This window comes from Magnetospirillum sp. ME-1 (genome assembly GCF_002105535.1).
In the GTDB taxonomy this organism is placed as follows: Bacteria; Pseudomonadota; Alphaproteobacteria; order Rhodospirillales; family Magnetospirillaceae; genus Phaeospirillum.
In genome coordinates, this window is sequence record NZ_CP015848.1 from 434828 (window position 1) to 455091 (window position 20264).

The following is a 20264-nucleotide window of genomic DNA, read 5'->3' on the forward strand; positions in this document are numbered from 1 at the left end:
ATTGTGATAATCATACGCAATTTCAGTCATTGACGCATCGACGCCCAACCCATATCAATGGATTGTTTCGAAGGTATCCCGCCGTTCGCCTTGCTGTTACTATAAGGGGAACGCCTGCGGGGCGGCGCATTGGGATGGCGATTGCGGCCATCATGGGAGATGTCCTTATGTTGATGGGGTTTAACAAGGCAGCCTTCGGCAAGTTGAATTCCGCCTCCCGCGCGGCCTTGATCGGCGCGGTCATTTGGGCTGTCCTGTCCATCGTCTATCTGACCATTTTCAATGGTTGGAAAAATCTCTTCACCATGCTTCCCCATGAATTCTTCATCGTGCTGCTGTCCATCGCCTTGCCGATCGGACTGACCGTCCTGATTCTCATGCTCTCGCGGATCGTGAAAAGCGTGGACACCTTGAAATCCGAGGTGACAACCCTGTCCCGGAACGATGTGTCGTCGGAGGGCTCCGTGGCCATGCTGGCCGACCTGTTCCGCGAGCATCGCGCCGCCATCGTCGCCCAGGTGGAGGCCCAGGTGGAAGCGACCACCCAGCTGATCCGGCTGAACCAGGAGGGCCGCGCCCTTGCCGCGCCCGCGCAGGCATCCGGCACCGACGAGGCCATGACCTTGCTGGCCCAGCTGTTCCGCGAGCATCGCGAGGCGGTGGCCGCCCAGTTGGAGGCCCAGGCATCGGCCACCGCCCAGCTGGTCCAGGTGACCCGCGACAGCCGCGACGGCATCGTCGATGAGCTGCGCTCCCAGCGGGTGCTGTCGCAAGAGATCACCCAGGAATTGTCCCAGATCACCCAAAGCCGCACCGTCGCGCCAGCGCCCCCCGGCCTCGACCCGTCGCAGCGGATCGACCGCATGCGGGCCTTGGCCGAGGTTCTGGGGCTGGCCCTCAACGATCTGTCCATGACCGCCACCCAGGTGCTGACCGAACATCTGAACGCCGCCCATGGCGACCGGGACGGAACGCGGAAATTCATCTCGACCCTGACCACCGCCTATTTCGCCGGCGACAAGAACGTCTTTTTCCGCAGCTTGGTCCAAGAAGCAGTCAACCGCTCGGAACAGCTGCGCCGTTGCGCCGAGGACACCGAAAGCGTCCGCCAGCAGATTTCCAAAATCTTGCGCGAAGCCCGCGAGATCCGCTCCCTGGTGGCCGCCTGCGATCCCAACGACCTCGTCCGTATCGTCTTCGAGGACGGCGAGTTGTGGGCCTTGGAAAAAGCCCTAGCCGAACACTTCCTGATCGACGGAAGCCCCGTCTGGACGGAAACCGCGCCCGATTCCGGCATGGACTGATGGGCTATGGTCATTCCATTCCGAACCGGGATATGAGAAACTTCCGCCTCGACAGTTTGGAGCCGTTCTTATAAGCGGCCACCCCCGACGCCAAAGCACAAACCGGTTAAACACTTTGCCATCGATCGAGTCCCCGTGAGCAGTAAGGCCGTTGCACATCCCAATATCGCGGTTTGGATCATGGCGCTGGGCATTGCCTTCAGCATGGCCCTGGTCCTGACCGCCGTGTTCAACGCCAATCCCTGGGAGGACCACACCTACGATCTGGCCCCGCCCATCGTCGCCGGAATGCCCGCCCCCCATCGCGACGGCCGCGAGAAGATGGTCTGCTCCAGCTGCCACATCGTCACCCCCCCGGCCATCGGCACCGGACCGGGATCGGGAACCCTGCCCATCGTCCAGGGAACCCCGGCGCCCCATGTGGACGGCCGCGAAAAAATGCCCTGCGCCAGCTGCCACACCATCGTGAAGAAAGGCAGCGTCGCCAAGGGCGCCAAGGCGGCGCCGCTTCCGGCGGCGGTCACACCGGGCATGCCCCTGCCCGAGGCGGTGAGCGTGGCCCTGGCGGTAGCTCCGGCCCCCGCCGCCGTCCCCCTGGGCAATGAAGCCCACGAACGGATGGTGCCCTTCCGCTATCAGGGCAAGGTCGTGAGCATCGCCGGAGCCGGAGCCCGCTCAGTCTGGGGCGACATCTACATCCAGATCAACGACGGCATCAATCCGCCCATCTGGATCGACCTGGCCCCGCGCTGGTATCTGCAGGCCGAGGGCTGCGTGGTTCGTCCCGGCATGTTCGTCAAGGGCACCGCCTTCCGCGATCCGACCCAAGCCGCCGCAGGACTGGATTACGCCATGAGCGTCATGGCCAACGGCGAAATCTGCGCCTTGCGCGACAATCACCTCAACGGCCTTTGGGCGAATGCGGGAGGCATGGATGCCGAGGAACGCTGAGGCTCCGGCCAAGGGGACGACGGCGGACGACTTCGCCCCCACCCAATGGAACATCATCTATCTGCTGATGACCGTGGGCGCCCTGATGGCGGCGCTTTCCATTTCCATCCAGCCCCTGCTGCTGGACAAGATCTTCGGCATCGCCTTCGAAAAGGAAGGCGCCGTCAACGCCGATATCCAGGTGGTGGCGGAAATCGTCTCCATCGTCTGTGTGGGCTGGTTCGGCCTGCTGTCCGATCGCATCGGCCGGGTGCGGATCATCGCCCTGGGCTTCCTGATCGCCGTGGTCGGCGCGGCGGTATCGCTGCTCAGCCTTCAGGTAGGACTGGCCTTCGGCGCCGCCGGTCTGGTGCTGTTCTATCTGACCCGGGTGCTGCTGACCGTGGGCGCCGATACCGTCCAGTTGCAGCTGTCCACCCTGGTGGGCGATGTGTCGTCGCGCGCCAACCGGCCGCGCCTCATGGGGAATCTGGTCTTCATGATGGTGTTCGGCGGCACCATGCTGGCCGCCATCGTCATGCAGATGGCCGATTATCCCGGCGGCGTCTTCCTCATCATGTGCCTGCCGCTGCTGGCCGGAATCGCCGGTTTCCAGCTGACGCGGCGCAATCTGCGGGACGTGGCCCCGCCCCAGCCGGCCTCGGAAGACGACGAACATCCGCTGCGGCAGGTCTGGACGGTGATCACCAGCGATCCGCGCATGCAGCTGGCCTTCGCCGCCGCCTTCTACACCCGCGCCGACGTGATCATCCTCAGCCTGTTCTTCTCGCTGTGGTGCATTTCCGTTTCCGATCTGGTGGGGGTGACCCGCACCTTCGCCACCGCCCATGCCGCCGTGATGATCGGCCTGCTGGGGCTGGCGGTGCTGGCGGCGGTGCCGCTATGGCGCAGCTTCATCGAACGGCACAGCCGCATTTCCGCCATCGGCGCCAGCCTGTCCCTGGCGGCGCTGGGCTATATCTGGCTGGGCATGTTCGCCAATCCCTTCAACTGGCTGGTGGCGCTGCCGCTGCTGATGGTGGGAATCGGCCATGCGGGATGTTTCGTGACCCTTCAGGTTCTGACCGTGGACGCCTCGCCCAAGCCGATCCTGGGGGCCATGGTGGGAGCCGGTTATCTGGTCGGCGGCCTGGGAACCGTCATGCTGGTCCAAAGCGGCGGCTATTATTTCGACGCCCTCGGCCCCCGCGCCCCGTTCATCTTGATGGGAACGGGCAAGATGCTGGTGACCCTTTACGCCGCCTGGCTGCTGGCCAACGGCATCGACGAAACCTGCGACCATCATCTGAAATCGGCCCGCACAGTGGATTGGAAGCCGCTGGTATTCCTGACCGCCGCACTGCCCTTCGTCTGGCTGGTGGGACGCAGCGTCATCGAGGGCTATATCTCCAACGGGTCCCTGGGCGAGGCCCCCGTCGGCTTCGTCAACCGCTATCTCGGCGATTGGGCCTTCACCTTCTTGATTATTTCCCTGGCCATGCGTCCGGTCCAGGAAATCACCGGCATCAAGACCCTGGCCAAATACCGGCGCATGATCGGGCTGTTCGCCTTTTTCTACGCGGTGATGCACGTCTTGGCCTATGTCGCCTTGGAATGGGCGCTCAATCTGGGCGACATGATGGGCGACATCTACAAGCGGCCGTTCATCTTGCTCGGTCTGGTGGCGTTCGCGCTGCTGATTCCACTGGCCTTCACCTCGGCCAACAGCCAGATCAAGCGGATCGGCGGCAAGCGCTGGAAGAAACTGCACAGTGCTACTTATGTGATCAACGCCCTGGTGGCGCTCCACTTCATCCTTGCCGCCAATCACGAAAACGGCGAACCCTATGTCTATGCGGCGGCCGTCATCGTTTTGCTGTGGTATCGCTTTCACCAGTGGCGGGGCGGGAACGTGCTGCGCGCCCTGCGGATCGGCTGATGAGGCTGGACACGCGGCGCATGTCTTATCGGCGGTGATGGTGCGATGACGATAGTCCGTCCGAGAATAGTGGTGATCGGCGTCGGCGGAGCCGGCGGCAACGCCGTCAACAACATGATCCAGTCCAAGATCGAGGGCGTGGAATTCATCATCGCCAATACGGACGCCCAGGCGCTGGGGCTGAGCCTGACCGAGCGACGCATCCAACTCGGCGGCCGGGTCACCCAGGGATTGGGCGCCGGTTCGCGCCCGGACGTGGGCCGCGCCGCCGCGGAAGAAAGTCTCGAAGACATCCAAGACCTGATCGGCGACGCCCATATGGTGTTCATCACCGCCGGCATGGGCGGCGGCACCGGGTCGGGCGCGGCACCGGTCATCGCCAGGGCCGCCCGCGAACAGGGGATCCTTACCATCGGCGTGGTGACCAAGCCGTTCCACTTCGAAGGCAAGCACCGCATGCACACCGCCGATCTCGGCATTGAAGCCCTGCAAGAAGAGCTCGATACCCTGATCATCATCCCCAATCAGAACCTGTTCCGCGTCGCCACCGAGCGCACCACCTTCGCCGACGCCTTCAAGATGGCCGACGGCGTGCTCAATTCCGGGGTGCGCAGCGTCACCGATCTGGTGGTGATGCCCGGCCTGATCAACCTGGATTTCGCCGATATCCGCATCGTCATGAGCGAAATGGGCAAGGCCATCATGGGCACCGGCGAGGCCGCCGGCGAAAAGCGCGCGATCGACGCCGCCGAGGCCGCCATCTCCAACCCGCTGCTGGGCGACACCTCCATAAAGGGGGCCAAGGGCGTCCTGATCAACATCACCGGCGGCATGGACATGACCTTGTTCGAGGTGGACTCGGCCGCTAACCGCATCCGCGAGGAAGTGGCCGCCGAGGCCAACATCATTTTCGGATCCACCTTCGACGACGCCCTGGCCGGCAAGATGCGGGTTTCGGTGGTAGCCACCGGAATCGCCTGACGAAACGCCCCGCCGCCCTGCGGCCGATTACGGCATCACTCGCCGCGGGGGGCGAAAATGATCACCAGGGCGCCCGCCAGGCAGAAGGCGGCGCCCAGAACGTCCCACCGGTCCGGCGGGCTCTCTTCCACCGCCCACATCCACACCAACGACGACAAAATGTAGATGCCGCCATAGGCCGCATAGGCGCGACCGGCGAAATCGGCATCGACCCGGGTCAAGGCCCAGGCGAACAGGGCCAGACTGGCCATCCCCGGAGCCAGCCAGAAGGGCGATTTGCCCAGCCGGAGCCAGGCCCAGAACGCGAAGCAACCGCCGATCTCGGCGAAAGCGGCCAGAAGGTATGTCGGAATGGCCCACATCCTGATTTCATCCCCTTTTTCCCGGAAATTATAGCCGGACCACAGCACCGCCCGCCCCCGCGGCAAGCCGGATGAAGGCCGATTGCCATGAGCCGATCGGGAAGCCCCCCTAAAGCCTTTTGCGTCGAATGTGACGCAAAAGGCTATAATCTTATGTATGCCCTCGCCGGGCCCAAACCTACGGTTTGCTTGGCCGCTCGCTCAATGCTCGCCAAAGCGGTTTGCGCCAGATAAAGCGCAAACCGCTTTAGCCGCAAGACGCCCCGTCGCAGGGATGGACCTCCACCGTGACATGGCTGAGTTCGTGAACCTCGGCCAGCAGCGTCTTGTAATGGCCCGGCTCGCGCGGGGTGTGGGTCACCAGCGAGACGATGGCCCCCCAATGGCCCGGCCCGATCTGCCAGAGATGAAGATCGGACAGCCGGTTGTCGGCATCGCCCTCGATGGCGGCGCGGACTTCCTCCGGCAGCTCCCGGTCGTCGCTGTGATCCAGCAAGACCGAACCGGTCTTGCGCATCAAGCCCCAGGCCCATTTGCCGATGACGGCGGCCCCGACCAATCCCATCATGGGATCCATCCACCACCACCCCAGATATTTCCCCAGCAGCAGGGCGGCGATGGCCAACACCGAGGTGAGGACGTCTGCCAGGACATGGATATAGGCGGCCTGGAGATTGTGGTCGTGATGGTCGCGATGATGGTCGTGATCGTGGTGGTGGCCGCAGTGATCATGGTCGTCGCCGAGGCCGTGTCCGCCCAAAATCCCGGCGCTGACCACGTTGACGACCAACCCGATGACGGCGACCATCAGGGCCTCGTCGAAGGCGATGGCTTGGACCGTCATCAGGCGGTTTGCCGATTCCCACACCATCAGCAGCGCCACCATGCAAAGGATAATGGCGCTGGTAAAGCCGCCCAGCGTCCCGACCTTGCCGGTGCCGAAGGTAAAGCGCTGGTCGTCGGCGTGACTGCGGGCGAAGGTATAGGCGAAGGCGGCGATTCCCAAGGCCCCGGCATGGGTGGACATATGCCAGCCGTCGGCCAGCAGTGCCATGGAGTTGAAGATCGTGCCCGCCGCGATCTCGGCCACCATCATGACGATGGTCAGAGCCACCACGATCTTGGTCCGACGTTCGGCGGATGCTTCCAGGCCCGATTGGAAATGGTGGCTGTGTTGCCATGACGACAGATTGTGAACATGCATGATCGCCCCTCCATCCCTAGGCAAGCCTCTGTTTCAAGGTATTCGACGACGAGGATAAGCCCATGCCGTCCTCGGACCTCTGAGTAACGCCGGCCTTCAGCAAGCGCAATCCATTGAAGGCCACCAGAAGGGCCGCTCCCATATCCGCCGCGATGGCTCCCCACAGGGTCGCGATGTCCAAAATCGCCAGCACCATGAACACCGCCTTCAGGGTGATGGCGAAACCGATATTCTGGCGGATGACCGTCATCATCCGGCGGGAATGGCCGATCAGCCAGGCCAACCTGGTCAGATCGTCGGACATCAGCGCCAGATCCGAGGTTTCGATGGCGGTATCGGTTCCGGCGGCCCCCATGGCGATACCCAGGGACGACCGGGCCATGGCGGGGGCGTCGTTGACTCCGTCTCCCACCATGGCGACGGTTCCGAATTGCCGGGCGAGATCGTCCATGGCCTCGCTTTTGTCCTCGGGCAGCAGTTCCGCCAGGACGAGATCGAAGCCCAGGGCAGCGGCTACCCGCTCGCCGGTGGCGGCGTTGTCTCCGGTCAGCATGATCAGTTTGCCCACCCCGGCCCGGCGCAGGCCCGCCAGCGCCGTCGCAGCTTCCGGACGAATGGGATCGGACAGGGCGATCAGCCCGCGTACCCCGGCGGCATCCCCCACCGCCACCACCGACCGCCCCCCTTCCGCCAAGGCCAGGGCCGCCTCGCGCACGGCAGGCGTCTCGGCACCCCGCTCCATCGCGTAACGATGGGAGCCCAGCCACACCGCCTCGCCATCGACGACCCCGCACATCCCCTTGCCGGGCAGGGACTGGACGGATTCGGCCGGAGTCGGAGCAATGCCCCCGGCGGCGGCGTGATCGAGGATGGCCCGGCCCAGCGGGTGGGTGCTGCGCGCCTCCAGCGCCGCCGCAAGCCGCAAGATGCGGCCCTCGTCGCCGCCGTCCAGCGCCATCACCCGTTCGACACCGGGGCGGCCCGAAGTCACGGTTCCCGTCTTGTCGAAGGCGATGGCGGACAGCCGCGACGCCGTTTCAAGATATTCCCCGCCCTTGACCAGCACACCGGCCCGCGCCGCCGAGGCCATGGCGGCCACCACCGTCAGCGGCGTCGAGATCACCAGGGCGCAGGGGCATGAAATGACCAGCAACACCAACGAGCGGTAGATCCATTCGGACCAGTCCAGGCCGAGCGCCAGCGGCGGCAGCACCGCCACCGCCACGGCACCGGCCAGGACGACGGGGGTATAGATCGCGGCGAAGCGATCGACCCAGCGCTCCACCTTGGATCGCTTGCCCTGGGCCTCCTCCACCAGCCGGGCCACCTTGGCCAGGGTAGTTTCACCGGCCGGCTTAAGGTTTTGCACCTCCAAGACGCCGTCGGCATTGATGGTGCCCGCGAAAACCTCCGTGCCCACGCTTTTCAGCACCGGCACGCTTTCCCCGGTGATCGGCGCCTGATCCACCATGCTTTCGCCCACCAGGACGCGGCCGTCCAGGGGAATGCGTTCACCCGGCAGCACGACGAAGACGGCCCCCACGGGTACATCCTCTGGCGCCACCAGGGATTCGGCTCCGTCGGTTCCCTTTACCCGCGCCATGGGCGGGGTGAGGTCCATCAGCGAGGCGATAGCCCGGCGGGCGCGCTCGGCGCTCCAGCTCTCCAGCGCCAGGGACAGCGCGAACAGCGCCGAAACGGTAGCCGCCTCCATCCAGTCCCCCAGTGCCATGGCACCGAAGACCGCGACGCTCATCAACAAATTCATGTCCGGCCGCAGCGAGCGAACGGCATGCAGTGCCTTGGGCAGCACCATCCACAAACCCACCGCCACGGCCACGGCCTCGGCGATCTGGGCGGGGAGCGGCACTTTGACCGCCTGGTCGAGAATCAGCCCCAGCAGCGCGGCGCCGCCGCTGAGCCCCGCCAGAACCGCCTGAAGCAACCGGCGCGAGGAATTGGCCTTGTCGCGCTCGGCCACGCTGGTGCGTTCCCACGGCTCCGCCCCCATTCCCGTGCGCGAAACGGCGGCGATCACCGCGTCGGCGTCGATATCGGCCCGGACGATCATCTTGCCGTTGAGCAGATCGAAGCTCAGGCGCTCGTCCCCCCCGGCCAGCGGGCCGACGGCCGCCTTCAGCGTCCGCACCTCCTCGACGCAGCACATGCCGGTGATGCGGAAGGCCCGGGACTTACCCGGCCGAGGCGGCTGGAGCGCCGCAGTGGGAAGAACCGCTGACGCGCCCCCGCCGCAACATTTGCTGGTGCAGCAAGATTTGGCTTCCGACATGACCCGAACTCCTTCGACGCGGTCCGTGATCGCGCTGGACAATCACCCGATTCAAGTGGAGCATGGACCCTGGAGCCACTACAGAGTCAACGGAAAATCATGACGCTTCAGCCCTTCAATATCGGCGGCCTCAGCCGGCAGACCGGCGTCAACATCGAAACCATCCGCTATTACGAGAAGATCGGGCTACTGCCGCCGCCGGCACGGAGCCAGGGCGGCTTTCGTCAATATGAGGACCACCATCTTCAGCGGCTCCGCTTCATTCGCCGGGGCCGCGATCTGGGCTTTTCCATCGATTCCATCCGTGCCCTGCTGACTCTGGCCGAACGACCCGATTCCCCGTGCGAAGGTGCCGATCAGATGGTTCTCCTCCATCTTGACGAGGTGGAACGCAAAATTGCCGACCTCACCCTTTTGCGCGACGAATTGCGGAAGATGAAGAATTGCTGCGGACAGGTGGTCGCCCAATGCCAGATCATCGGCTCACTGACCGCCCCCGGCTCCGCACAGCAGGACGCTATATGACCGCGACGGCAGCGAAACGCGCGGTTGCGCTCTCGCGCTTTGCCAACCTCTCCCTTGATGGTACCGTTCCCCCTGAACCGGCAGGAAAAATCGGATGAGACGGCCATGATTTCTCGAATCGAACAACGTTGCATCGACAAGAACATGAAGATGACCGGCCAGCGCCGGGTCATCGCCCGCGTCCTGTCCGAGTCCTCCGACCATCCGGATGTGGAGGAAGTCTACCGCCGGGCGGCCGAGATCGATCCCCATATCAGCATCGCCACGGTCTATCGCACCGTGCGGCTGTTCGAGGAAACGGCCATCTTGAAGCGGCACGATTTCGGCGACGGCCGCGCCCGCTACGAAGAAGCTGACGGTGATCACCACGATCACCTGATCGACCTGAAAACCGGCAAGGTCATCGAATTCTCCAGCGAGGAGATCGAATCCCTGCAAAAGGAAATCGCCACGCGCTACGGCTACCGGGTCGTGGGCCACCGCCTGGAGCTGTTCGGAGTTCCGCTGGCCGCCGACGAAACCGCCGACTGAGGCGGGCGCCCCCCCCTCAAGCGGCACGGCAATCCGCGCGGCTCATCGGGGGCGATGCGAATACCCATTGACAATGAGTGGCAATTGCGGCTTTCTGTAGATGCGATTTGTTCGCAATCACAGCCGAGGAGATGCCCCATGAGCCGTCAAGCCGCCACCTTCTCTCCTTCCGCCGGGTCCCGCGCGGTCGTTCGTTCCACCGTCGCCGGTGCCGGTGGCGCCGTGGCGGCGGGAACCGCCAAGGCCGCGGGCTTCCTGACCATGGGCAAGATGGCCGGTGTCGGCTTGGGAGCCCTAGCCGGCGGTCCGCTGGGCGCCGCCGTCGCCGTCGGCTTGATGGCCGGTCTGATCTTCGGATCCGCCGCCGCCCGTCACCGTCGGGTCTGAACCCCTTCCGATGGAACTAAACTGCCCGCCGCCCATGGCGCGGGCGGCCCCTCTCTCGCTCAGGCCCGTGCCGCGGCGGCGGGTGCCGGGCTGACGAACAGGCGGATGTCGCGGGCGTGGGGGATTTCCTCCTGGATGCGCCGGCGTACCGCCTCGGCCACCATGGAACTGTCCTTGATGCGCAGATTGGGATCGACCCGCAGGCGGATGTCGAACTGCACGTCCTCGCCCACATGGCGACCGCGCAGGAAATAGATGCTGTGGACCATGGGCGTGTCCATGGCCACCTGCCAGGCGGTCTGCAGCAATTCCGTATCCACCGAGCTGTCCATCAGGCCGTGGATCGAGGTTCCGATCAGTTCCAGGCCGATGCGTCCCACCAGGGCCGAGACGCCGATGGCCGCGATGGTGTCGGCGATGGGAAAGCCGATCACCGAGGCGATCACGCCGACCATCACCGCCGCCGACGAGATGGCGTCGGACCGGTTGTCCCAGGCATTGGCGATGATGGCCGGGCTGTTGTTTTCGTTGCCCACGCAGATCTGGTAGCGATACATCAGCTCGTTGACGATCACCGTCACCGACGCCCCAACCGCCGCGAAGATGCTCGGCGCCTCGTAGGTCCCCGAGATCAGCTTCATCACCGAGCCGTACATCAAGAAGCTGGCCCCGATCAGCAGCAAGGAGCCCACGATGGACGACGAGATGTATTGGATGTTGCCGTAGCCGAACGGATAGCGCTCATCCGCTGGCTTGTTCGAAATCTTCAAGCTGAGCTGGGTCACCCCGCTGGCCACCACGTCCGCCCCCGAATGCAACGAATCCGCCACCAGCGCCACGCTGCCGCTCATCAGCCCGAGGACCCCCTTGAACAGGGTCATGCAGATGTCGGCGGTAAAGGCCCACCACACCACTTCCTCGCGGCAATCCCTGCAATTTTCGAACTTCATCGGTTCATGTAATCCACAAGATTGGAGCCCAGGATACGATAATTATCGCCCACCTTCTTCGCCTTGATCGTCCCCGAACGAATCAGGCCCAGCACCTCGAGACGGTCCATCCCCAGCAATTGCGAGGCTTCCGCGCTGCTGTAGATCCGGTGCGGCAAGATCTCCTCGCCGAAGATCTTGTCCACCAGCACCATGGCGCCCTGCACGAAGGTCACCAGCGCGCTCCCCTTGATCACCGCCGTCCAGATCATTTCTTGATGTCCTGCGCATGGTTGAGAGGCAACAGTTCCTGGAACAGCTGCGGCGTGATGATCGGCGTGTCGCCCGCCGGCTTTTCCTGGAAATACTCCGCCCGCTTGAACCCGGTGATGAACGCCAGATAGTTCCACGGCCACTTGGTGATCTCGATGTTGTAGGTCGAGGCGGCGGCGTTGTAATCCTCCCGACGCGTCGCGATGCGGTCTTCCATCTCCACCAGCGACGTCATCATATGCTTGTAGGTGTCCACCGACTGGATGGTCGGATACTGCTCCACCACCGCCATCAAACGGCCCAGCGCATTGCCGAAGCCTCCGTCGGCCCCCAGCAGCGCCTTGCCGCCCCCAATATCACCCAGAAGCTTGCCGATCCCGCCCTGCTTCATCAGCTGTTCCAGCGCCGAGCCGATAGGGCCGCCCTTGCCAGCCTCAACGCCCTCGGTCCGCTTGTCCGAGGTATGCGAGAAGATCGAGTGCTCCAATGCAGCATGGTTCAGCGTCAGCTTCACAAGATTGCCGAACAGATTGTCCCGGCGCTGGATCATCACCTCGTAATTGGACCGCTTCGCCTGCGTGTCTTCCGACATGGTCACGAAGGTGTTGTAGCGCATCAGCAACGTCGCGATGAACGCAACAACCGACAAAACCGATATGACCATAAGAGCGTGCACCGGCCCACGCCCCAAACGACGCGGCGTCTCCTCCACCACGTACAACTGGGCAAGCAGCTCCTCCGACTGCTTCACCCGTTGCAGCGCACTGAAGTCGACCCCAGGGGCCGAACCAACATTCGCGTCGCCTAATGCCATATCCGCCTCTCTAAGCTCGTCGTATGAAGGAAACGCCCCTCATACGGCCTCAGACCGAGGCCCCTTCGTCAAGTTCATTGGCCTTCTTGAAATGCGGCAAGGCTTCCTCGTGCCGGCCCATCTGCTCATAGCTGAAGGCGATGGCGCGATGCACCTTGCCTTCATTGGGACGCAGGCCCAGCGCGATCTTGAAGCTGTCGATGGCTTCGTCGAAACGGCCGAGGTTGTCCAGCGCCACGCCCAGACGGAACCGGACGTTGAAATTGATGGGATTGGCCTCGGCCACCTTGATCAGCAGCGGAACGGCCAGATCGTACTTTTGCACCTGCACATAGGTCAGGCCGAGAACGGTCGCCACCTTCACGTTGTCGGGCGCATCGGCCAAGGAACGTTCGAGTAGTTCGGTGCCGCGATCGACGGCGCCGGTCTTCACATAGGCGATTCCCAGGTGCAGAGCCACATCCACATCGAAGGCATCGGCGTCGTAGACCTGCTCCAGCAGCATGACGGCCTGGGAATAGCGCCCGGCCTTGGCGTGGGAGATGCCCTTGTCGCGGTAATACACCTGGCGGATGTCGTCGTTGACGGAAAAGGCCGCACGGAACGCATCGACCATGTTCATTCCGAGCTTCTTCGCCACCGAAAGGCCGTAGTGAGCGTAAAGAGTGACCTCGTCAAGAATATCCGACGGCTTGCTAGACATAGTGTTCTCCAAAATCCTAATCAGGTGGCTCTGATCACTTTATGACGTGGCAGGCTTCGCACGGCCCGCGCACTTCGTGAGGATTGACGCTCCGGGCGACCATATCACGCGTGATCGTCGGCGGGGGCAGGCTTATCAAATCTGGGTCGGGGGTCAACTCGAACCCCTGGCCGATGGGGTGGCAATCGGTGCAGGCGCCGCGATAGCCGTGGGGGCGCGGATCGCCCGCCAGGATCATGGGCGCGCCTTCCAACTGGGCGAAGCCCAGGCCGCCCTCGGCCTCGCGCAGGACCACCGTCAGCTTGCGCACCACCGGAGCCCCCGGCCGGTTGTCCTTACGCAGTACGCTGATCCGCGCATCGGAGCGGTTGGCCACGGTCCGGCTGGCGGCCTTGAAACTCTCCATGTCGGTGACCGGGGTATCGTCGATCCTGACGATGAGATCGCCGGCCAAAAGCCCGGAAAACGCCGCGTTCAGCGTGACTTCGCCCAGCAAAACCCCCTGCAGGCCGCGCGGATAGTTCAGCTTGCGGGCCAGTTCCTCGGTCATCAGGCGACCGTCCATGCCCTGCCAATGCCCTTCGAACACCTTCAGCTTGCGCGGAACGAAGTTGGGCAGCGGCGATTCCGTCGCCGGCGCGGTCCCGCCGCCCGCCGCAGGATCGGGCTCCACCGGCATGGCAACATTGGCCGCCTGGGGATACAGGGGCTGGGGAAAGGCCACAGGCGCCGCGACCGGCCCTGCTGCCACCGCCTGGGACTGCGTATTCGTGGCCTGGGGCGCGACCGGCCCCTGCCGCCCGATGACGAGCGCCAGAACAACGGCCAGTCCCACGACCAGAAGCGCCACCTTGCTATTCATGTCCGGCCAATCCCAGCATCATGATCATCACACCGAGGTCAGCATCTTGAGAGCGATAGCGGCCATGGTCGCCGCATACACGCCCTTGAGCACCCGCACCGGCAAGACCCGCATCAGGCGCGCTCCGATGATGCCGCCCACATAGGCGCCGGGAATCATCACCAGGGCCAGGGTCACCGGCGCTTCCCAATGAATCAGACCCGTGCTGGATCCGTGGAGGAAGGCCACCACCGAACCGGCCACCGAGGCCCAGAACACCAGGACCGAACTGTTGGCGATGGCGTTTTGCAGGCTGATGCGTCCCACATAGCGCTGCAGCGGAACCTCGATGACGCCGCCGCTGATGCCGAGAATACCGCTGAACAGACCCATGGGCAGCCCCAACACCGCCGAACGGGCATGGCCTTCCGGCAAGGCAAGGCCGCTGGCCTTGGGCCTGGAGGTGCCGTCTGCCAAAGCCATCAATTCGTCCATCTCGTCTTCAGCCTCTGCGGCGGAAATGGACTCGGCCGTTTCCTCGCCGGCATTGGGCTGAAGAATTTCCATGACCGCCTTGCCCGCCATGATCAGAGCGAACAGGCCCAGTAGAATACCCACCACAGAATCGCCGATGGCGTTGCCGATGAAATAGCCCAGGATCACGCCGGCGATGCCCCAGGGAATCAGCGGCTTGACCTTGTCCCACTGGACCAGTTGAGCCTTGTCGTTGCGCAATGAGGCAGCACCGTACACCACCACATTGGTCAGAAAGACCACCGGGCGGATCAGATACATGCCATAGCCGAAGAAGACCATCATGCCGGCGACCTGGAGCACGCCGCCGCCCATGGTCATCATGCCGCCGGTGACACCCGCCGCCAAGGCGAGCATGACCAGGCCGACGATATCGGCGACGGAGTATCCGCCGATCTTTGCACCCCCGACATGGTCTGTGTCGATGAAGGGCATGCCCGAGGGAATGGACGGCGCGACATTGCCCTTGACCACATTGCCTTGCACGACGTTCATGCCCATCCCCGGAATGGCAGTCGGTCCCCCGACCACCGCCCGGGCCTTGGACCACCAATTGGTGGAACCGGCAGCGACGGTCTGGGTCTGAGGTTGGCCGGGTGCCGTGGCGGAGCCCTTCTTGAAGCGAACCACGTCCTGAAGATGGGACACGATCACCTGGGCCGGCACCGTGAAGCCTTCCACCTTGCCGGCGGGGCCGGTAGCGGCGATGTTGATGCCCACCAGATCACCCTGGGCGTTGACCAGCGGGCCGCCGGTCTGTTCCCAGCTGTAGACCGCGTCCGAACGCAGCAGATGGGTGATCTGGGTCGCCCCCACCGCCAGCGGCGCATCCGCCGATTGCACCAGGCCCTGGCGCACCAGCGGCGCCCCCGCCATGTTGCGGCCGAAGGCGAAGACCTGCTGACCCGGCACCACCGTCTGGACGTCGGCCATGCGGAAATGCAGGAACTTCTCGGTGGTCTGCATCTTCAGCAGCGCCAGATCATGCCCCGGAATGGTCTTCACCACCTGGGCCGGAAAGCGCCGGATCCCACCCGTCGTCGCCACCTGGACCGAAATCTCCGGCAGATTGGACACCGAATGCAAGGTGGTGATCACATAGCCGTTGGCCCCCACGATGGCCCCCGAGGCCACCGGACCGGCATTGACCCCGCCGCCGCCGACCCCGACCACAGCAGGGGGAACCGTGTGATACAGCCGCTGCACATGCGGCATGGCGATGTTGCGCACCAGGAACTGACCCACCGACAGATCGTCGGCCCCATGGAAATTGTCGTCCTCGTCGTAATGGTCCAGGAGATAGATCCCCCAAGCGAAGGTCACGAAGATCAAGAAGGCCAGGATCGAGACAGGCGTCTTCCATGACCGTTCGCAAAACACGATCTTGTTGGTGGGCAATTCGCCCATGGTCTCGCCGACTTCAATCATGGCTGAGTTCCAAGCTCATTCGGATTCCTGTCCTCTATCGCCCATCCCGCGAGAACCACTAGAATTCATCACCGTTGCTTTTGGCGCCGTGGCGCGGAGCCAGCAAAGCATTGAAGCGTCCCTTGATGGAATGGACCAGACTCTGCCCCGCGACGGAAAGCTTACCGCCCAGGGACTTGGGATCCCTCAGCAGATCGGTGGAGGCGCCGATGGCGCCGCGCACGGCCGAATCCGCCACATTGAAGATCCCGGTGAACAGGTCCTCCACGGGAACCTCCTTGACCGGATTTCCGGCAGGGCCGGCAGGGGCGGCCTCTGCCGCCGTCTCCACCGCCGGGGCCGGTTCCGCCGGATAGGCATAGGCCGTCGAGTGGGAAAATGCCTGCGGCCGGGGAGACGGCTCGATCACGGCGGGGGCCTCGACGACCTCCACATCCGAAGCAATCTCAATCTCAAGCTCAACATCACTCGTCATCATTTCGGTAACTCCCTCGGTCTCGGTCGCGGCATGATCGTGAGCCGCTTCCGGCTCGGGTTCAGGTTCGGGTTCGGGGACCGGCTCGGGCTCGGGCTCGGGCGCCGCGGCCGTCACCGGGATTGCCGCCTCGGCGGGATTGATCTCTTCATACTCCCGATCCGGCTGCCGCCGGAAAGGAGGCGACCAGTGGGAGACAAGCTCGGTGAACGGGGCGGCTTCAGGCGGCGCATTGGCAACCGCCTCCGCCAATGCGCTCGGCATGACCGGCTTGAGCGCCGCCTCCGTCGGGCTTGCCGCTCCGGGGGAAGACCAGGGCGAACCGCTCAGCAGCGACGCCCAGGCATCCCCTCCCACCGGCTTGATCACCGGAGCCGGAGGCGCAGATATGGGGGCGGCGGGCTCCGGCGCGGAAGATGCCGGAATCTCGGCGTCGGCAGCCGGGGCGAGCGCGGCATCGCCGCCTCCCTTCCCGAGCTTGTCGCCGGGGGTCCTCTTGGCGCGGGGCCGTCGGTTCGTCGCCATCTCGTGCTCCATCATCACAGAACAACCCGGAATTCTTTACCTTTCACCACGGCCCGTTGCCGGGCGGCGGCGTTCCCGCGGCGGCCCCGGCAATCAAAGTCATGTTGCGGACGCCTCCATCGCGCAAGACTCCCAGACGGACGGACCCGCCGACCGACATTTCCCCCATGATGGCGACCGCCTCATGGGGGAGGGCGACGGGGCGGCCGTCGATCTTGAGCAGAACATCGCCCGGCCGCAATCCGGCGTTTGCCGCCGCCGTGTTGGGGGAAACGCCGGTGATCAGCACGCCGCGCCCGACCGGCAGACCGGTCTGCAGGCTCATCTGCGGAGACAGGGGCGCCAAGGCGGCGCCGTGCAGGCTGTGACCGGCCATTCTGGACCCGATTCCGCCGCGCGCGCCTTGGACATTGACCGCCAGACCGCCGGGCGGCTGGGCGAACTGATATCCGCCCGCCCCCGGCTGAGCGAAGGCGACCGGCCCGGCACCGGCACCGATGATCTGATGGCAACCGGCGCAATTCATGTTCCGGCGGTTGTCGGCATGGGGATTGGCGGCATTGGCCTGGATGGGCGGCGCGGCGGGCGGCGGCGCGGCGACGGGCATCATGGGCTGAGCGAAGGCGATGGGCCCCGCCGCGGCACCGATGATCTGATGGCAGTTGTCGCAAGCCATGGCCTGTCGACCATCGGTATGGGGCGAAGGCACCCCCGCCGCGATGGCCGGACCGGCCGCCCCCACGCCGCCCGACCCCGGAGCCCGAAACGCGACGGCTCCCATGGCGGGGCCCGCGGCGGCGGCGGCGGGCAGGCCGTTCACTTCATCTTCCACGAACCGGCGGACCTGATTGCTGGGCACGGCGAAACCGATTCCGGCGAAAGCACCGCTGGGGGTGTAGATGGCGGTATTGATGCCGATCACCGTGCCGTCGGCAATCACCAGCGGCCCGCCGGAATTGCCCTGATTGATGGCGGCATCGGTCTGCAGCAGCTTGGAATGGGTGACGCCCTCGATCACCATGGACTTGCCCTTGGCGGAAATGATGCCGCGGCTGACGGACATGTCCAGACCGAAGGGAGTCCCGATGGCGATCACTTCGTCGGCGACCAGCACCGCGCTGCTGTCGCCCAGGACCGCCGAGGTCAGCGGCGCCCTGGGAGCAATCTTCAGCAAGGCGAGGTCGAGCGCCTCGTCCATCTTGACGATCTCAGCCGAATAGCGGGTCGCCCCCCCGTTGTCTGACACCGAGACGAGAACCGAATTGGCGCCGCGCACCACATGAAAATTGGTGACGATCAAACCGTCGTCGCGAACGATCACCCCGGTGCCGATATTTTCCACCGTGGTGGTGGTCGGATTGGCGAAACGCGGCAAGACGTAGGGACCGGGCGGCATCAGGGTCTTGGGTGCGGCGGCGCGGCCCGACGACGATGCGGTCACGCTCACGACGCTATGACGCAAAAGGGAGACGACGCGGGAAAATCCCCCGCCGCCGCCCACCTGGGCAGCCCCGGCCTCCATGACCGGCGGCAGGGCCGAAACTCCCGTCGCCGCCGGAGCCCCCGCAAGTGCGTTCGCAGGAAGGGGAAGCACCGGAGCGGTGACGGCGCCGTGACCCAATTGCCGGATCAGGGTTCCAAGGCGGTTGCCGCCCGCCTGCTGGCGAAAAATGAAGGCGCCGAACAGCACGATCAAGGCCACCACGCCCATCAGCATGAGGTAGCGCTTCAAATCCTTGCTGCGAGGGACTTTGGGGCGCCCCCCGGTGTTCGCGTCGCCATCAAGCATCGTCATCCAGCACCACTCAACAAAATCACGCGGCCGACGCGACCAAGGTCCACGGCATTCGTCGCCGCTGTCGGCCCGCGCTTTTTAGCACAATTACTCCAGCCAGATATAGGCGAGAGCACGCCACGCAGACGATAAAGCAGAATAAATCGCCTCGCCTGGCCGCCAATACAAGCGGTTGAGACGCAACCGCATAAAAAGCCCCCCGCCCTCCCCGCAGGCGGATCACGCGAAAAATCGGAGAGCCCCATGGGACGAGGGATGGCCTTTCCCCCCAAAATCTTGATGCTTTAGGCTGCACCTATGCTAATCTGGAGGGACTCAGATCCGTCGATCCACACAGCCCTGCATGGAAGATTTTATGTTTGACACCCCCCTGGCCGGACTGAAATTAGCGGCACCGAAACTGCTCTCCGGAGCACTCCTGGGACTGCCGATCACATTAACGATCGCGCCGGGCCTGGGATTGGTCGTGGTCGGCGTGCTCGGCGCCGCCTGCGTCGGAGGATACATATCCGCCGTAAACTCGCTGACCCATTCCAAACCCGCCTTTTCCGTTGCCACTCCACCGATCTGAAGCGTGGGACTTCCGCCCCGGACGGACCTAGGAAAGATTAGCCAACCGCCGCAACCGGACGGCCGTTTTTGTCGGAGCTGGGGAAAATGAGCGACAGCGTCAATAAGGAAGAAGCCCTGGCGATCATCAGGGGCATCGTCGGCGCCGCAACCGATATCGCCAAGATGGCGAGCGAGATGGGGCAAGAAGACGACGAGATCACCGCCCCCCCACCGCCCGTCGCATCTCCCCCTTCCCCTCCCGCATCCGCCCATTCTCCCGCCCCTGCCGAGAATGCCGCGGCGACCGAACCCGCCGAAAAAGCCGCCATCGCCCCCAAGGCTGAGGTTCGGGCAAGCTCTCAGGCCGACGTCTTGAACCAACTGCTCAATCGTAAATCAGGTAAGGCATAGGCGCAAATCAGGCAAGGCATCGGTCGGGCCGCATGGGAGCCGATGCTTTAGAGCGCCGCGCCTCAAATGTGAGGCGCGACGCTCGGGTGAGCATTGAGTGAGCGGCCAAGCGGCCGGAGGGCCGCGCCCGACGCCGAGCCCGCCCCACGTCATCGGAGACGACATGGCCCTGACACCGGCGGAAAAGCAAAGACGCTATCGGCAGCGGCATAAAGACCGCCCGACCCAGGCCCAGAAGATCGCCATGCTGGAAGCGCGCATCGCCGAGTTGGAAGCGCAATTGAGAACGGCCACCGGCGCGGATACGGGCCAGGAACACTCGCCCCAGACAATTGACGAAAGCGTGATCGCGGAATGGGAACGGGCAATGGGGAAAGGCCGCAGCCGGTAGCAACCGTACAGCTCCCTCACGGGCCACGCACCGGAATAGAGGCAATCCACCACAACCTGGTTCCTCGTCAATGACCGGAAAAAGAAGACAAGAACTTGGCAATTATTAAAGCAAAGTTAACCGTTATTGCAGCAGACCCA

At 64.3% G+C, this 20264-nt stretch carries 22 protein-coding genes; 10 read left to right on the plus strand and 12 right to left on the minus strand.

The window, feature by feature from the left end; all coding sequences use genetic code 11:
• Nucleotides 1-26 precede the first annotated feature (26 nt).
• Nucleotides 27-317 (minus strand): hypothetical protein, encoded by a 291-nt coding sequence (locus tag WV31_RS22340; protein ID WP_231848986.1) that lies wholly within the window; start codon nt 315-317, stop codon nt 27-29.
• Here WV31_RS22340 and mamY point away from each other — a divergent pair.
• From mamY to ftsZ, 4 genes are all read left to right on the plus strand, one after another.
• Nucleotides 306-1304, plus strand: a complete 999-nt coding sequence (gene mamY / locus WV31_RS01870) for a liposome tubulation protein MamY (protein WP_237051444.1) — start codon at nt 306-308, stop codon at nt 1302-1304. The two genes, WV31_RS22340 and mamY, sit on opposite strands and share 12 nt — an antisense overlap.
• A gap of 180 nt (nt 1305-1484) precedes the next feature.
• A complete protein-coding gene (mamX, locus tag WV31_RS01875; protein WP_008615076.1) occupies nt 1485-2255 on the plus strand; it encodes a magnetosome protein MamX in 771 nt (256 codons plus the stop codon).
• Entirely contained in the window at nt 2239-4173 is a 1935-nt protein-coding gene (gene mamZ, locus WV31_RS01880) for a magnetosome biogenesis transporter MamZ (protein ID WP_008615077.1), read from the plus strand. Before mamX ends, mamZ begins: the two co-directional genes overlap by 17 nt.
• Before the next feature lie 45 nt (nt 4174-4218).
• Nucleotides 4219-5154, plus strand: coding sequence for a cell division protein FtsZ (gene ftsZ, locus WV31_RS01885; RefSeq protein ID WP_011383435.1), 936 nt, complete (start codon nt 4219-4221; stop codon nt 5152-5154).
• Between the two features lie 35 nt (nt 5155-5189).
• Here ftsZ and WV31_RS01890 read toward each other — a convergent pair whose 3' ends face one another.
• From WV31_RS01890 to WV31_RS01900, 3 genes are all read right to left on the minus strand, one after another.
• A complete protein-coding gene (locus WV31_RS01890; RefSeq protein WP_009869365.1) occupies nt 5190-5516 on the minus strand; it encodes a YnfA family protein in 327 nt (108 codons plus the stop codon).
• A gap of 247 nt (nt 5517-5763) precedes the next feature.
• Complete coding sequence (gene dmeF / locus WV31_RS01895; protein ID WP_008615089.1) at nt 5764-6720, minus strand: CDF family Co(II)/Ni(II) efflux transporter DmeF; 957 nt, start codon at nt 6718-6720, stop codon at nt 5764-5766.
• Between the two features lie 16 nt (nt 6721-6736).
• Nucleotides 6737-9010: a heavy metal translocating P-type ATPase gene (locus WV31_RS01900; RefSeq protein ID WP_237051445.1), complete on the minus strand. Its 2274-nt coding sequence runs from the start codon at nt 9008-9010 to the stop codon at nt 6737-6739.
• A gap of 99 nt (nt 9011-9109) precedes the next feature.
• Here WV31_RS01900 and WV31_RS01905 point away from each other — a divergent pair, with 99 nt between their 5' ends.
• The 3 genes from WV31_RS01905 to WV31_RS01915 all read left to right on the plus strand — a co-directional run bounded on the left by WV31_RS01905 (nt 9110) and on the right by WV31_RS01915 (nt 10453).
• Nucleotides 9110-9535, plus strand: coding sequence for a MerR family transcriptional regulator (locus tag WV31_RS01905; RefSeq protein ID WP_008615101.1), 426 nt, complete (start codon nt 9110-9112; stop codon nt 9533-9535).
• Between the two features lie 105 nt (nt 9536-9640).
• Nucleotides 9641-10066, plus strand: coding sequence for a Fur family transcriptional regulator (locus tag WV31_RS01910; protein WP_008615103.1), 426 nt, complete (start codon nt 9641-9643; stop codon nt 10064-10066).
• 138 nt (nt 10067-10204) lie between these two features.
• On the plus strand, nt 10205-10453 hold the full coding sequence (locus WV31_RS01915; protein WP_085372070.1) for a hypothetical protein: 249 nt from the start codon (nt 10205-10207) through the stop codon (nt 10451-10453).
• 59 nt (nt 10454-10512) lie between these two features.
• On the opposite strand, the gene mamB is transcribed toward WV31_RS01915, so the two are convergent.
• From mamB to mamE, 8 genes are read right to left on the minus strand one after another with little or no spacing between them, the layout of a single operon-like run.
• Nucleotides 10513-11403, minus strand: coding sequence for a magnetosome biogenesis CDF transporter MamB (gene mamB / locus WV31_RS01920; protein ID WP_008622631.1), 891 nt, complete (start codon nt 11401-11403; stop codon nt 10513-10515).
• Nucleotides 11400-11654 carry a magnetosome protein MamR gene (gene mamR / locus WV31_RS01925; RefSeq protein WP_008622632.1) on the minus strand — a complete coding sequence of 85 codons (255 nt, stop codon included), beginning with the start codon at nt 11652-11654 and terminating at the stop codon, nt 11400-11402. Before mamR ends, mamB begins: the two co-directional genes overlap by 4 nt.
• Entirely contained in the window at nt 11651-12469 is an 819-nt protein-coding gene (gene mamQ / locus WV31_RS01930; protein ID WP_011383430.1) for a magnetosome protein MamQ, read from the minus strand. The genes mamR and mamQ overlap by 4 nt, the downstream gene beginning before the upstream one ends.
• Before the next feature lie 49 nt (nt 12470-12518).
• Nucleotides 12519-13172, minus strand: a complete 654-nt coding sequence (gene mamA / locus WV31_RS01935; RefSeq protein ID WP_009869052.1) for a magnetosome protein MamA — start codon at nt 13170-13172, stop codon at nt 12519-12521.
• Nucleotides 13173-13206: 34 nt separating this feature from the next.
• The gene (gene mamP, locus WV31_RS01940; protein WP_011383401.1) at nt 13207-14034 is read right to left on the minus strand and encodes a magnetosome magnetite formation protein MamP; all 828 of its coding nucleotides are present in this window, start codon (nt 14032-14034) and stop codon (nt 13207-13209) included.
• A gap of 27 nt (nt 14035-14061) precedes the next feature.
• Nucleotides 14062-15975, minus strand: coding sequence for a magnetosome protein MamO (gene mamO / locus WV31_RS01945; protein ID WP_085372071.1), 1914 nt, complete (start codon nt 15973-15975; stop codon nt 14062-14064).
• A gap of 58 nt (nt 15976-16033) precedes the next feature.
• Nucleotides 16034-16990: a FraH protein gene (locus WV31_RS01950; protein ID WP_085372072.1), complete on the minus strand. Its 957-nt coding sequence runs from the start codon at nt 16988-16990 to the stop codon at nt 16034-16036.
• Between the two features lie 28 nt (nt 16991-17018).
• Nucleotides 17019-18707 carry a magnetosome formation protease MamE gene (mamE, locus tag WV31_RS01955; RefSeq protein WP_237051446.1) on the minus strand — a complete coding sequence of 563 codons (1689 nt, stop codon included), beginning with the start codon at nt 18705-18707 and terminating at the stop codon, nt 17019-17021.
• Nucleotides 18708-19125: 418 nt separating this feature from the next.
• Here mamE and WV31_RS21335 point away from each other — a divergent pair, with 418 nt between their 5' ends.
• From WV31_RS21335 to WV31_RS01965, 3 genes are all read left to right on the plus strand, one after another.
• Nucleotides 19126-19341: a hypothetical protein gene (locus tag WV31_RS21335; RefSeq protein WP_011383427.1), complete on the plus strand. Its 216-nt coding sequence runs from the start codon at nt 19126-19128 to the stop codon at nt 19339-19341.
• A gap of 86 nt (nt 19342-19427) precedes the next feature.
• Nucleotides 19428-19733, plus strand: a complete 306-nt coding sequence (locus WV31_RS01960; protein WP_043746027.1) for a hypothetical protein — start codon at nt 19428-19430, stop codon at nt 19731-19733.
• A gap of 163 nt (nt 19734-19896) precedes the next feature.
• Complete coding sequence (locus WV31_RS01965; protein WP_043743481.1) at nt 19897-20124, plus strand: hypothetical protein; 228 nt, start codon at nt 19897-19899, stop codon at nt 20122-20124.
• The last annotated feature ends 140 nt before the right edge of the window (nt 20125-20264 follow it).

Excerpts from the sequence above, each read along its gene's own strand:
- WV31_RS21335 (WP_011383427.1), top strand. The coding sequence starts at position 19,126 with ATGTTTGACACCCCCCTGGCCGGACTGAAATTAGCGGCACCGAAACTG.
- WV31_RS01900 (WP_237051445.1), bottom strand. The coding sequence starts at position 9,010 with ATGTCGGAAGCCAAATCTTGCTGCACCAGCAAATGTTGCGGCGGGGGC.
- mamQ (WP_011383430.1), bottom strand. The coding sequence starts at position 12,469 with ATGGCATTAGGCGACGCGAATGTTGGTTCGGCCCCTGGGGTCGACTTC.
- WV31_RS01905 (WP_008615101.1), top strand. The coding sequence starts at position 9,110 with ATGACGCTTCAGCCCTTCAATATCGGCGGCCTCAGCCGGCAGACCGGC.
- dmeF (WP_008615089.1), bottom strand. The coding sequence starts at position 6,720 with ATGCATGTTCACAATCTGTCGTCATGGCAACACAGCCACCATTTCCAA.
- mamZ (WP_008615077.1), top strand. The coding sequence starts at position 2,239 with ATGCCGAGGAACGCTGAGGCTCCGGCCAAGGGGACGACGGCGGACGAC.
- mamR (WP_008622632.1), bottom strand. The coding sequence starts at position 11,654 with ATGATCTGGACGGCGGTGATCAAGGGGAGCGCGCTGGTGACCTTCGTG.
- mamX (WP_008615076.1), top strand. The coding sequence starts at position 1,485 with ATGGCGCTGGGCATTGCCTTCAGCATGGCCCTGGTCCTGACCGCCGTG.
- mamY (WP_237051444.1), top strand. The coding sequence starts at position 306 with ATGCTTCCCCATGAATTCTTCATCGTGCTGCTGTCCATCGCCTTGCCG.
- mamO (WP_085372071.1), bottom strand. The coding sequence starts at position 15,975 with ATGATTGAAGTCGGCGAGACCATGGGCGAATTGCCCACCAACAAGATC.
- mamB (WP_008622631.1), bottom strand. The coding sequence starts at position 11,403 with ATGAAGTTCGAAAATTGCAGGGATTGCCGCGAGGAAGTGGTGTGGTGG.
- WV31_RS01950 (WP_085372072.1), bottom strand. The coding sequence starts at position 16,990 with ATGATGGAGCACGAGATGGCGACGAACCGACGGCCCCGCGCCAAGAGG.
- WV31_RS01915 (WP_085372070.1), top strand. The coding sequence starts at position 10,205 with ATGAGCCGTCAAGCCGCCACCTTCTCTCCTTCCGCCGGGTCCCGCGCG.
- WV31_RS01890 (WP_009869365.1), bottom strand. The coding sequence starts at position 5,516 with ATGTGGGCCATTCCGACATACCTTCTGGCCGCTTTCGCCGAGATCGGC.
- WV31_RS22340 (WP_231848986.1), bottom strand. The coding sequence starts at position 317 with ATGGGGAAGCATGGTGAAGAGATTTTTCCAACCATTGAAAATGGTCAG.
- ftsZ (WP_011383435.1), top strand. The coding sequence starts at position 4,219 with ATGACGATAGTCCGTCCGAGAATAGTGGTGATCGGCGTCGGCGGAGCC.
- mamP (WP_011383401.1), bottom strand. The coding sequence starts at position 14,034 with ATGAATAGCAAGGTGGCGCTTCTGGTCGTGGGACTGGCCGTTGTTCTG.
- WV31_RS01965 (WP_043743481.1), top strand. The coding sequence starts at position 19,897 with ATGGCCCTGACACCGGCGGAAAAGCAAAGACGCTATCGGCAGCGGCAT.
- WV31_RS01960 (WP_043746027.1), top strand. The coding sequence starts at position 19,428 with ATGAGCGACAGCGTCAATAAGGAAGAAGCCCTGGCGATCATCAGGGGC.
- mamA (WP_009869052.1), bottom strand. The coding sequence starts at position 13,172 with ATGTCTAGCAAGCCGTCGGATATTCTTGACGAGGTCACTCTTTACGCT.
- WV31_RS01910 (WP_008615103.1), top strand. The coding sequence starts at position 9,641 with ATGATTTCTCGAATCGAACAACGTTGCATCGACAAGAACATGAAGATG.